Source organism: Flavobacterium sp. NRK1, from assembly GCF_024054175.1.
Taxonomy (GTDB): Bacteria; Bacteroidota; Bacteroidia; order Flavobacteriales; family Flavobacteriaceae; genus Flavobacterium.
In genome coordinates, this window is sequence record NZ_JAMXLA010000001.1 from 2,980,484 (window position 1) to 2,992,948 (window position 12,465).

Here is a 12,465-nt window from a genome sequence, read left to right on the forward strand (position 1 = left end):
ATAATTTTATGAGTATGAAATTGACAACCTAAAACAAACTACTCTTCGTCCAGGTAACGTTTAGTTATAGGCTGGTAACTGTCTATTCTTCTGTCGCGAAGGAAAGGCCAGTGTGTGCGGTAATGATCTGTTTTTTTAGTGTCAAGTTCAACTACTGTAGTTTCTTCATTTTCGTGAGAAGCAAGATACATTAGCTTACCCTGAGGGTTGGCCACAAAGCTTCCTCCCCAGAATTTCATAGCACCATCCTGCTCATAACCTACGCGGTTTACGCTCACTACATGGACACCATTTGCTACTGCATGTGAACGCTGAATGATTTGCCATGCATCATATTGTTCTTTGTTAGTGTCTTCATCCTGATCTGTTGCCCATCCAATAGCGGTAGGGTAGAACATGATCTCAGCGCCCATAAGTGCAGTTATACGGCTCGCTTCAGGATACCACTGATCCCAGCAGATAAGAACACCAATTTTTGCATATTTGGTCTGGAAGGTTTTATAACCAAGGTCGCCGGGTGTAAAATAGAATTTTTCGTAAAAAGCAGGATCATCGGGTATGTGCATTTTACGGTATTTACCAAGGTAAGTACCATCGGCATCAATAACCGCAGTAGTATTATGGTAAAGGCCTTCGGCACGCTTTTCAAATAAAGAGGCAATAATAACAACATTAAGCTCTTTAGCGACCGGACTTAAAGCTTCTGTGCTTGGTCCCGGTATAGCTTCGGCTAAACTAAAATTGTCATAATCTTCCACATCACAAAAATATAATGATGTAAATAACTCCTGAAGGCATACAATCTGAGCGCCTTTTGCGGCTGCATTACGAATTTCCTTAATGGCTTTATCCAGATTTTGCTGCTTTTCTTTTACGCAGCTCATCTGTACCAATCCTACTTTTACTTTACTCATGGCTTTACATAAAAATTGAGGTGCAAATTTACGCAAAAAAGTTGGCTTTTTAAAGGTTAAGCCTGTTAGGGTTTGGTTAAAGTGAAAGCAGTTTATAATAGTGGTTTATATTTTATTTATTAACTTAAATGTTAAAATTAATTAATTTTATTAACAAAAATTTAGGTATTTTAGCTAAATAGTAGTTTTATTCCGTGCATTAAATAGGGTTTTACCTAATGTAGACGTCAATTCTAAATACCAACTTTGATCATTAACCAATTTAAATACAGAAATCATGAAGAAATTATTTTTATGCATAGCAATTGCAACTTCTATTACCATTAGTTGTAAAAAAACTAAAGATGATGATAGCGCAACTTCAAATACCGTTACTCATAAAGAATCCGACATTCCGCCAGGATGCGTTTACTTTACACCTCTTGAAGGGATGGCGCCTGCTGATCAGATTCAGTGGCTAAAGAGCAGGCAGGGTACAATATGTAGTAATTATTTAACGTGTGTTCTTGAAAGCCATCAGTTAACATCTCAGGAAAATACAGATTTACAAAATCAAATTGGTGCTAATCCTCATTATACATCCATTAAATTAGGTGATATATTACAAAATAAATTGTGTAATTATAATGAGTATAGAACTTTTACTGCTGATCCGTCAGGAAATATAAGCATGGGATCAACAACTTCTTTTTCAATTACTAGTACGTGTTACTCATTGCCACTATTTCACGCCATTTCAAAAATTCCTAACGTTACCCGTGATACGGACTTAAAATTTATTAAAGCTCAAATTAATGGCTATACAACAATCGTATTTCTTATTGATGGTATAAGCAGTAGTTATTTTGATTACTCACGATGGCCTACATTTACTGCGGAAAAGAATCCTTTATAATAAACAGACCATAAATGTTTGAATATATTAAGCCCATTAGTTGTTATGTGCTATTGACGTTTATTTTGTTCTTTGTATTTGTAAACAAATATACCAGGCAGAATAAATATCTGATGTTTATTTTATTTATTTCTTTGCTTACAGAAATATTTTCGGCCGTTTTAGAGCATTCTGATTATTCATTGGGTTTAACTTATTCTCTTAGTATGATTATCAATGGGAGTTTATGGTTAATATTAATATCAGAGGTGTTCTCAAATAAAAAGGCTGCAAGTATATTGCTTGCGGCCTTTCTGTTATTTAGTATTATAAATCTTTTTTTTGATGAAGGGTTAACAAACTGTAATTTTAATACTTTTATAGTTGGAGCTTTTATATATATATCAATTTTTATATATGAAAGCTTTTATCAATTGAAGAAGGAGAATTTATCATTTTTTCTTTCAAATAATTACCTGCTGTTATCTGCTCCCATACTTTTTTTCTTTGGGTTAAGTTTTGTTTTTGGTTTTAAAAGCAGAGAGCTTGCTGAAACTACAATTTTTGGTAATGTCAGATTATATGAATTCATAATTTACTTTGTCAATATTATTTATTATACCCTGATCAATATTTATATTTATCGTGAAAAAAGACTAAAACATGTTAGATAATATTGCATTTGGAATTGTAATAAGTGTGCTGTTTATCAGCCTGCTGGTGCTTTTCTGTGTTTTACTCATAAAACTCTACATCAATAAAATAAAAAATTATACCAGGCTTATTTATCAAAAAGACCTTGAGTACCAAAAAACGCTTAACAGCACTATTCTGGAAACTCAGGAACAGGTACTAAACAATATTTCACAGGATCTGCACGATGATGCAGGGCAGCAACTTACCTATATTAACTTTATGGTCGAAAATCTTAAGCTGGATAAACCTGAGCTTCAGGATGCACTTAATCCGTTAAGTAAGTCAATCGTTACCTTGTCTAATTCTATACGCAGTATAAGCCACTCATTAAATAGCCAGTTATTAGTACAGGAGAGTCTTTTTAAGGCTATCGAGGCTGAGGTACAAAGGCTTAACACTAATATCCGTATTAAGTTTGATTTTGTTTTTAAAGGTACCCGAAAGAAAGTATTTGACAGCAATGAGAAAATTGTTATTTACCGTATATTTCAGGAGGTTATAAATAATACACTAAAGCATTCAGAGGCTACAGTTGTAAACGTAATTTTGAAAACCGAACCATTTTTTGAAATGATAATTACAGACAATGGTAAAGGCTTTGATTTTAATCAAAGTGATGAAAAATCAGGAATGGGACTTAAAAATATTATTAAACGCGCCGAAATTATTAACTTTAGAGTTGCAATTGATACTGTTCCGGAAAAAGGGACTACCATTACAGTATCAGAAAAATAGCTTATGGACAAAATTACTATTGGTATTGTTGACGATCATAAAATCGTAAGGCAGGGGCTAAAAGAACTTCTGGAAAAAATAAGCAATTATAAAGTTACTGCTGAGTTTGACAGCGGTACTGAGTTTTTGACCGCACTGCCATTACAGGATAAGCCTGATCTTTTTATAATAGACTATTCTATGCCCGGATTAAATGGGGTAGAGGTGCTACAGGCTCTTGAAGATAAAGAAGAGGAGTATAAAGCATTATTGCTTACCCAGCATTTTGATGAACAGATTATAGATGCGGCTTACCATCATGGTGCAAGAGGCTTTTTGCATAAAAACTGCACTGCTCACGACCTGAAATTTGCAATAGATAATATAGCCAATATAGGGTATAATAATGTTGTTGAAATTTTAAAACGGGTAAGACAATATGACCCTACGGCAAATAAAGCATCTAAAAATGCAATTAAGCTGTCAGACAGGGAATATGATTTTCTTAAACTTGTGTGTAATGAAAAAGAATATACCTATGAGCAAATGGCTGATATTATGTCGGTTTCTGTAAAATCAATAGAAGCGTATCGAACAGCATTATTTGAAAAACATAATATAAAATCTAAGGTTGGATTAGTATTATTCTCTTACAAACATAAGCTTACCGAACCTTTTATTTAAATATTACGGTATCAGATAAAAAAAGATGCCGAAAAAATGCAATGCGCTTCCGCTTAAAACAAACAGATGCCAAATAGTGTGGTTGTAAGGTATCTTTTCTTTAGCAAAAAAGTAAATGCCTATTGTATAGCAAAGCCCTCCGCCTAATAGATAATATAATGCTCCGGCCGCCAGATTTTCTATGAGGGGTTTTATAGCTATTATAATTAACCACCCCATTATTGCATATAGTGCCAGCGATAATTTTTCTGATCTTCTTAAAGGAGAAAATTTAAAAATGAATCCTGCTATTGCAAATCCCCATATTATTCCGAAAATACTCCATCCCCAAGCCCCTTTAAGACCTAATAAAGCTATAGGAGTATAAGTACCGGCAATAAGAACATATATACAAAGATGGTCTATCTTTTGAAAGATACGTTTCCATTTAAGACTATATACTGCATGGTATATGGTAGATGCAGAATATAATAATACCAGGCTTACCCCGAAAACAAGTGAAGCGGCAAGATGCATTTTTGTTCCTTTAATTGCAGAAAAAACTGTTAGTAGTATAAATGCAGCCACAGAAAGCACAGCTCCCGTTCCGTGAGTAATTACATTCCATAATTCTTCCTGTTTTCTGTTTCTTTTGGGCATGGTAAAAAGTATTATTTACAAAGGTAAAAGATTAATGGTTTACAACTAATTAAGAAAAGTATAAATATCGAAAAGCCTTGTAGTTACACAAGGCTTTTCGATATTTAAAACAGCTTATTATGCTGTTTGAAGGGCAGGAGCCAAAGGAAAATCTATAGGCAATTGTGTTGTGCGGTGAAGATAATTTGTAACTGTTTTATCTCCTATAAGAATTATAATATCTATTAATGCAGCTTCATTGTAACCAGCTTCAAACAAATTATTTATGGCATTCTGTGAAGCTTTGCCTCTATTAAGCGTAGTCTCTTTTACAAATTCTGCCAATGCATTAAATTTGCTGTCAAAAGAAGCGTGGCCACTACGTATTTCAAGAACCTGATCGTCGGTAAAGCCATTCATTTTACCAATTAATGTATGGGCAGCCAAACAATAATCACATTCATTTACCTGACTTACTACTAAATTTACAATTTCTTTTTCTTTGGCTTTAAGGTTGCTTTTACGGTTTTGTAGAGTAAGGTAATCGCCAAGAGCAGTTTCGTTTTTAGCAAGGTAAGCGTATAAGTTAGGAACCTGTCCTAGACCTTTTTCAAGGTTATTAAATAATGCCTGGTTGTTTTCAGAAACATCTGCTTTTGTTGGTACTGTGAAATTTTCCATTTTATTACGTTTTAAATTTGTTTGTCGTTATTGACAGTACAAAGTTGCGACAATAGCAAGCGTAAAAAAATGGATACTTTTCCCGATGAATGTGCAATTCTTCCCTAAGCCACTTTTTCTAATGATTTTTTAAAATCGGTAGGGCTAACACCAAAGTGTTTTTTAAAGAATCTACTAAAATGTGATGCATCTTCAAAGCCAAGTTCAGACGCTATTTCTTTGGTAGATTTATCCGTGTAATAATATAGTCTCCTTGCTTCAAGGTTTATACGTTCCTGTATTATTTGTAAAGGTGTTTTTTGTCCGTATATTGCAAAAACATTAGCAAGGGTTTTTGGAGACTTGTTTAGTTTACCGGCATAAAATTGTACTTCGTGTTCTTTTCGGTAATGGTTTTCTACCAAAAGATTAAAGTTTCTGTACAGGCTAAACTTTGTATCATCATCAACCGTTTCATCTGTAAACTGCTGTCTGGCAAGGCGTGTAATAGTTATTATTAAACGAACCAAAAGCATTCTTAGCATTGCACCCTGAATTTTATCAGATGTATCGAACTCATCTTTAAAAATACGGACTAATAAGTCTATTTTTTCCTGTTCTTTTTCATCAAGAGAGATAAACATAATTGGTGTTGGGCCATAAAATATAAAGCCGGAACAGCTAACTTCTTTATCATGGTCAACAATACAGTAAAATTCACGGTTAAATAGCCATGAAGTAATATATTCAGGATTTTCAAACCTAAAGGACTGGTTTACCATTAAAGGTATGATTGAATTAGCAGGGAAAGTATATTCAATCTCATCAATTATTATTTTTTGCTCTTCACCTCTGTTCCATGCAATTGTAAGTAATTTATCTTCCCTGTCGCGGGTAAAAAACTTTCTGTCAAAAGCAGGTTCTTCAATTACAAGCCTAAAATCAGCGTTAGAAGTATTGTCAGTATATTTTAAGTTCATCAGTTATTATTTAATCATATTAAAAGTAAACAAAAAAAGCAAAAGGTTTTGTAGCACAGGCATGGTCGGCAACCAGAAATATTATGATTATATTTGGGTTTTCTAAGTAAACGCCTACATGATCAGAAATCTTTTTACAGCCTCACTATTAGTTTTGTTTTTTAACCATAACTCTTATTCACAAAAGTACACTATAGAGGTTAAAAATAATATGAACTTTAACCGAAAGGAAATTGTAGCACTAAAAGCAAAAGATTTAATTAAAGAAAAAAACTCACTTCAAATTAGAAATCATAACTCGGGTGACTATCTGCAAACACAATGGATTGACTATGAAAGTGATGGCGTAGCTGATGAATTACTTTTTCAGGCTGATGTGCCGGCTAGATCTACTGTGCAATATGAAATTGTATTTAATGATAATATCAAAATAATTGAAAATAAAGAAGCTGCTTTTGCGCGTTTCGTACCGGAACGGTCTGACGATTTTGCATGGGAAAATGATAAAGTAGCTTTTAGGGTATATGGACTTAAAGGACAGGAAGAAGCTTTAAGAGGAGTTTCCGGAAGTACTTTATCGAGCGGGGTAGATATATGGCTAAAACGTGTAAATTATCCTGTTATAAATAAATGGTATGCAGAACATGTAAAGTCACCCGGGTACTATCATACTGATCACGGTGAAGGTTATGATCCTTATCATGTGGGAAACAGCAGAGGTACGGGAGGTACAGGTGTTTGGATAAATGACAGTCTTCAGGTTTCTGAAAACTTTACCGATTATAAAATTATAGCAAGCGGCCCGTTACGAACAATATTTGAGCTTACTTATAAACCCTGGAGTGATTATAAATAAAAGAAACAAAAAGAGTAACACTTGATTTGGGTTCTAATTTTTCTAAATTTGAAATTAGTACTGTTTCCAAAAAAAAAATAAATAATTACGCTATTGGTATTGCACTGCATAATAATGAAGGTAATGTGGGTATAAATAAGCGGGAGGGTTGGTTTAGGTATTGGGAAACAATGGACGATTCTTTTGTGGGGGAAGGTATTGTAATAGATCCGTATTTACTGAAGGATGCTTTTGCAAATATTTCTAAAACTAATGACCAGAGTAATCTTTTAGTTCTTGTAAAGCCGGTAAAGAAGATTACCTACTATGCAGGATTCGCATGGCAAAAAAGTAATCAGATTCATTCTCTGGAAGATTGGGACTTATTATTAAAAAGACAGGCTTTAATTGCTAAAAATCCGATTGAAATTAAAATCATAAAAAATTAAAAATAGTTCATACAAGTAATGAATATACAAATAAAATTTTGCGCGCTAACATTGCTGTTTTTTTCGGTAGTCACTAATGCCCAAACACTAAAAAAAGATATAGTTAGGCTGGATGTTAAAACACAATTGGAATATTGTAAAGTACACACCGCCAAAACGCTTGCTGCTATTCCGGATGATGGCCATTCTATCCCCAGGAGCATACCTAATAATAGTAAAGAGTGGAAGTATGTAGATTATAAAGACTGGACCAGTGGCTTTTGGCCCGGGCAATTATGGTTTATATATGAAACTACCAATGATAAGAAATGGGCTGAAGCCGCAGATAAATATACACAATACCTTTTGCCTTTAACGGAGTCTAAAGCCACAGATCATGATTTGGGTTTTCAGGTATTTAATAGTTTTGGAAACGCTTATCAGCTTACAGGTAAAAAAGAATACAAAGCTGCTGTTTTAAGAGCTGCCGACACGCTGGCTACTTTATTTAATCCTAAGGTAGGGACTATACTTTCATGGCCTCATGCCAATTATGGTGGGCACAATACCATAATAGACAATATGATGAACCTTGAATTATTGTTTTGGGCATCTAAACACGGAGGAAGTAAAAACCTTTATAAAATTGCAGTAAAACATGCAGAAACAACTATGCAAAACCATTTCAGGCCTGATTACTCTGCATATCATGTTGTTGTATATGATCCTGAAACCGGTAAGAAGCTAAAAGGTGTTACTGCACAGGGATATTCTGATGATAGCATGTGGGCAAGGGGACAGGCCTGGGCTATATATGGCTTTACAATGGTATATAGGGAAACCGGGGATCGTAAATTTATTGATTTTGCCCACAAAGTTGCCCGTGTATATTTAGACCATCTTCCGGCTGACCAGATTCCGTATTGGGATTTTAATGCGCCTGATATTCCTAATGCACCTAAAGATGCATCGGCTGCAGCCATTACAGCATCAGCATTACTTGAACTTTCTACATTTACTAAAGACAGGACTCTTAAACGGGAATATGAAAGTAAAGCCATGAAAATGATCAGGGAACTTACAGATCATTATCAGAGCCGATATCAAAATGACGCTTTGTTATTGCATTCTACAGGGCATAAGCCGGCAGATAGTGAAATCAATAATTCTATAATTTATGCCGATTACTATTATTTGGAATGTTTGGTAAGGCTTGAAAAACTGAGATGGGTTAAACGCTTTTTTTAAAATACTATGCAATATAATTTATTACAAAAAGCAGGCTTTAGTGTAAGCGAAATTAGTTTTGGCTGTATGTCGCTTAAAAGTACTTCTGCCGATAATGATGCTATTATACATAAAGCTATAGACGAAGGTATCAATTTGTTTGATACGGCTGACCTTTATGAGAAGGGAGAAAATGAAATTTTGCTTGGTAAAGCTGTTAAGAACAAAAGAAAGGATGTTTTTATTTCTACCAAAGTAGGTAACCGCTGGAAAGAAGATGGTACCGGGTGGGAATGGTGTCCTAAAAAAGAGTATATACTTAAAGCTGTAGATGATAGCCTTAAGAGGTTACAAACAGATTATATAGACTTATATCTGCTTCATGGCGGAACGATTTATGATCCGTTTGATGAAACTATTGAAGCTTTTGAAAGGCTTATTGATATGGGCAAAATAAGAAGTTATGGACTATCATCTATAAGGCCTAATGTTATTCGGGAGTTTGTAAACCGATCTAATATTGCTGCTGTAATGACGCAGTATAGTTTTTTAGACCGTAGGCCTGAAGAAGAAACACTTAACGTATTGCATAAAAATAATATTGGTGTTTTAGCCAGAGGCACTGTAGCAAGCGGATTATTAATAGATAAGCCTGCTACTGATTATATCGGAATGAAAGAAGAGGAAGTTAAGTTAATAATAAATAACCTGAAACATAATTTACCTGACGGCAGAACACTTGCAGAAACGGTTATGCGCTACGTAACAGATAATCCTGCAATAACTACAGCAGTAGCAGGCATTAGAACAATGCAACAGCTTAATGAGGCCATTGCAGCAGCAAATGCGGATGTTTTAAGTAAAGATGAACGGGATACCCTAAAGAATTTATGGATTGGAAATACCTATAAAGAGCACAGATAAATTCACATTTATTAATTATAAAAAACAGTATATTTAAATTTAATAACAATAGTATTTATCTGCTAATATGGAAAACATTACAGTTATAATTATGCTGTTGTTTGGCATTGCCTTTTTAGGATTGCTGAGTAATAGGTATAAATTTCCTTTTCCTATAGTTTTGGTTTTATCGGGATTGCTCATAAGCATAATTCCGGGGCTTCCTGTAATTGCATTAAGCCCCGAAATTGTTTTTTTAATATTTCTTCCGCCATTATTATACCATGCTTCATGGCATACCAGTTGGCATGATTTTAAAGGAGCCATACGCCCTATAAGCCTTGCAGCAATCGGGTTGGTGTTTTTTACAACACTGGCAGTTGCAGTTGCCGCTCATGCACTTATAGATGATATCAGCTGGCCGTTAGCTTTTTTAATAGGGGCTATAGTTTCTCCGCCAGATGCAGTTGCAGCAAGTTCTGTAACAAAAGGATTGGGACTGCACCCCAGATTAATTACCATACTTGATGGAGAAAGTCTTGTTAATGATGCCAGTGGCCTGGTAGCCTATAAATATGCTTTGGCAGCAATTACGGCAGGTAACTTTGTTTTTTGGGAAGCGGGACTAAACTTTCTTGTTGTTGCGGGGGCAGGTGTTGCTATTGGTTTAGCTATGGGATATATTATGTATCTTATACATAAAAAGTTTGTTTGTGACCCTATAATAGAAGTTACTTTAACCTTTTTGACCCCTTTTGCAGCCTATCTTATTGCGGAGCATTTCCATTTTTCGGGAGTTTTGGCAGTTGTTTCCTGCGGATTGTACCTATCATTCAGATCTGCAGAAATATTTACGCATCAAAGCCGTGTTATGGCTGTAACAGTATGGGATGTAGTTGCCTATATACTAAACGGACTTATTTTTATTCTAATAGGGCTTCAGTTAAAACAGGTAATGGACGGTATTAGTTCTTATTCAACAGAATCTTTAATACTATGGGGACTATCTATAAGCTTTGTTGTTATTATAGTGCGCTTTTTATGGGTAGTACCTGCTGCTATGCTGCCAAGATTTTTAAGCAAACGCATAAGGAGTGCTGAAGAATTTGATCCACGAAATCTTGTCGTATTTGGCTGGGCAGGTATGCGTGGAGTTGTCTCAATGGCTGCTGCATTGGCAATACCCCTGACTTTGCCGGGAGGAGAAGCTTTTCCGTATCGTAGTCTTATAATTTTTCTGGTATTTTGTGTTATCCTTTCTACTTTGGTTTTTTTAGGACTAACATTACCCTGGATCATCCGTAAATTAAAAATTGAGCCGTATTCTATATACGCTGAAGAGTATGAGGTACGAAACGCGATTGTATCGCAAACTATAATGCATATTGAGGATAATCTTTCCCTATTACAGGATGAATTGCTCAATAATATTAAAAGCAAGTATGAAGTTAAGTTTAACAGGCTGCAGAAAACTGAATTGCCCGCTAATTATTTTGGTAACGGAGCCCCTTTGGCATCAAATATTTTTAATGAATATACCCGCCTGCAGATAGAACTATTAAATGTTGAGCGTAAGAAAATAGAAGAGATGCACAAAGAGGGCAAGACTAATGAACATATTCTTCGTAAAATAGAATTAGAACTCGATCTTGAGGAAACAAGGCTGAATATGGATATGTATGGCGAATAGAACTTCTTACTCTTAAAGATTATTTTTCTTGATGTTGCCAGCCTTACGTTTTAACTAAAAATTATTGAGCTTTTTTATGCAGATATTTAATTATGTAATAATTTTATAGGCTATGGAAGCAAATAATAAAAGAGGCTTTGTATTTAGGCAATATGAAGCACCGTATATGTCTCCGTTTGATAAACTCTTCGAGATTTTTACTGAATTAATCACTTATACATCGGGCGATTTAGATGAAGCTTTAGACTGGTTAAGGCAACTTGATAAAGAATATAAGCTAACCGATGAAAACTATACCATAGACGATTTTATTGAAGACCTTAAAAAAAGAGGTTATATAAAAGATGAGGTTAAGGATGATGGTACAGGAGGATTAAAGATTACGGCAAAAACCGAAAGATCTATCAGGCAGCAGGCATTAAATCAGATTTTTGGTAATTTAAATAAAAGCGGATCAGGAAATCATAAAACAAAGCATTCGGGTAGTGGAGACGACCATACCGGAGAATTCAGGGAATATCATTTTGGAGATGGACTTGACAAAATCGCCCTTACCGAAAGCATAAAAAATGCTCAGGTAAATAATGGTATAGATAGTTTTATGCTTACCGAAAATGATTTGGTTGTAGAAGATTCACATCACAAGGCACAGATGAGTACTGTATTAATGATAGACATTAGCCACAGTATGATACTTTATGGTGAAGACCGTATTACACCTGCAAAAAAGGTTGCTATGGCTCTTGCAGAACTTATAACTACACGTTATCCTAAAGATACGTTGGATATATTGGTTTTTGGTAATGATGCCTGGCCTATAGCCATTAAAGATTTACCGTATTTACAGGTAGGTCCGTTTCATACCAACACAGTCGCCGGGCTTCAGTTGGCTATGGATATGCTTCGAAGAAAACGTAATACCAACAAACAGATTTTTATGATTACCGATGGTAAGCCAAGTTGTGTGCGTGAAAAAGACGGAAGTTACTACATGAACAGTAACGGACTTGATGAATATATTGTAGATCAATGCTATACTATGGCACAGCAGGCCCGTAAGCTTCATATACCAATTACTACCTTTATGATTGCCAGCGACCCTTACCTGCAAAAGTTTGTTAACCGTTTTACCGAGGCTAATCAGGGTAAGGCTTTTTACACAGGGTTGAAAGGTTTAGGAGAAATGATTTTCGAGGATTATGAGACCAATAGAAAAAAACGAATTAAATAGAAATTTAGAGA

The 12,465-nt window shown here is 34.9% G+C and carries 13 protein-coding genes; 9 read left to right on the top strand and 4 right to left on the bottom strand.

The window, feature by feature from the left end; genetic code table 11:
* Window positions 1–38: 38 nt before the first annotated feature.
* Window positions 39–914: a carbon-nitrogen hydrolase gene (locus tag NHE85_RS13745; protein ID WP_252812716.1), complete on the bottom strand. Its 876-nt coding sequence runs from the start codon at window positions 912–914 to the stop codon at window positions 39–41.
* 277 nt (window positions 915–1,191) lie between these two features.
* Between NHE85_RS13745 and NHE85_RS13750 the strand changes: the two genes are divergently transcribed.
* From NHE85_RS13750 to NHE85_RS13760, 3 genes are all read left to right on the top strand, one after another.
* Window positions 1,192–1,809, top strand: a complete 618-nt coding sequence (locus NHE85_RS13750) for a hypothetical protein (RefSeq protein WP_252812717.1) — start codon at window positions 1,192–1,194, stop codon at window positions 1,807–1,809.
* A gap of 642 nt (window positions 1,810–2,451) precedes the next feature.
* Window positions 2,452–3,219, top strand: coding sequence for a sensor histidine kinase (locus NHE85_RS13755; RefSeq protein WP_252812718.1), 768 nt, complete (start codon window positions 2,452–2,454; stop codon window positions 3,217–3,219).
* Window positions 3,220–3,222: 3 nt separating this feature from the next.
* A complete protein-coding gene (locus tag NHE85_RS13760; protein ID WP_252812719.1) occupies window positions 3,223–3,882 on the top strand; it encodes a response regulator transcription factor in 660 nt (219 codons plus the stop codon).
* 3 nt (window positions 3,883–3,885) lie between these two features.
* On the opposite strand, the gene NHE85_RS13765 is transcribed toward NHE85_RS13760, so the two are convergent.
* The 3 genes from NHE85_RS13765 to NHE85_RS13775 all read right to left on the bottom strand — a co-directional run bounded on the left by NHE85_RS13765 (window position 3,886) and on the right by NHE85_RS13775 (window position 6,140).
* On the bottom strand, window positions 3,886–4,521 hold the full coding sequence (locus NHE85_RS13765) for a hemolysin III family protein (RefSeq protein ID WP_252812720.1): 636 nt from the start codon (window positions 4,519–4,521) through the stop codon (window positions 3,886–3,888).
* Window positions 4,522–4,638: 117 nt separating this feature from the next.
* Window positions 4,639–5,181: a carboxymuconolactone decarboxylase family protein gene (locus NHE85_RS13770; protein WP_252812721.1), complete on the bottom strand. Its 543-nt coding sequence runs from the start codon at window positions 5,179–5,181 to the stop codon at window positions 4,639–4,641.
* 104 nt (window positions 5,182–5,285) lie between these two features.
* Window positions 5,286–6,140: a helix-turn-helix domain-containing protein gene (locus tag NHE85_RS13775; protein WP_252812722.1), complete on the bottom strand. Its 855-nt coding sequence runs from the start codon at window positions 6,138–6,140 to the stop codon at window positions 5,286–5,288.
* A 118-nt stretch (window positions 6,141–6,258) separates the two neighbouring features.
* On the opposite strand from NHE85_RS13775, the gene NHE85_RS13780 reads away from it, so the two are divergent.
* From NHE85_RS13780 to NHE85_RS13805, 6 genes are all read left to right on the top strand, one after another.
* Window positions 6,259–6,996 carry a DUF4861 family protein gene (locus tag NHE85_RS13780; RefSeq protein WP_252812723.1) on the top strand — a complete coding sequence of 246 codons (738 nt, stop codon included), beginning with the start codon at window positions 6,259–6,261 and terminating at the stop codon, window positions 6,994–6,996.
* Window positions 6,997–7,022: 26 nt separating this feature from the next.
* Window positions 7,023–7,424 carry a DUF4861 family protein gene (locus tag NHE85_RS13785; protein WP_252812724.1) on the top strand — a complete coding sequence of 134 codons (402 nt, stop codon included), beginning with the start codon at window positions 7,023–7,025 and terminating at the stop codon, window positions 7,422–7,424.
* An 18-nt stretch (window positions 7,425–7,442) separates the two neighbouring features.
* Complete coding sequence (locus tag NHE85_RS13790; RefSeq protein ID WP_252812725.1) at window positions 7,443–8,651, top strand: glycoside hydrolase family 88 protein; 1,209 nt, start codon at window positions 7,443–7,445, stop codon at window positions 8,649–8,651.
* A 6-nt stretch (window positions 8,652–8,657) separates the two neighbouring features.
* Window positions 8,658–9,554 carry an aldo/keto reductase gene (locus NHE85_RS13795; RefSeq protein ID WP_252812726.1) on the top strand — a complete coding sequence of 299 codons (897 nt, stop codon included), beginning with the start codon at window positions 8,658–8,660 and terminating at the stop codon, window positions 9,552–9,554.
* Between the two features lie 67 nt (window positions 9,555–9,621).
* Complete coding sequence (locus tag NHE85_RS13800; RefSeq protein WP_252812727.1) at window positions 9,622–11,223, top strand: Na+/H+ antiporter; 1,602 nt, start codon at window positions 9,622–9,624, stop codon at window positions 11,221–11,223.
* 112 nt (window positions 11,224–11,335) lie between these two features.
* Window positions 11,336–12,454: a VWA domain-containing protein gene (locus NHE85_RS13805; protein ID WP_252812728.1), complete on the top strand. Its 1,119-nt coding sequence runs from the start codon at window positions 11,336–11,338 to the stop codon at window positions 12,452–12,454.
* Window positions 12,455–12,465: the final 11 nt, after the last annotated feature.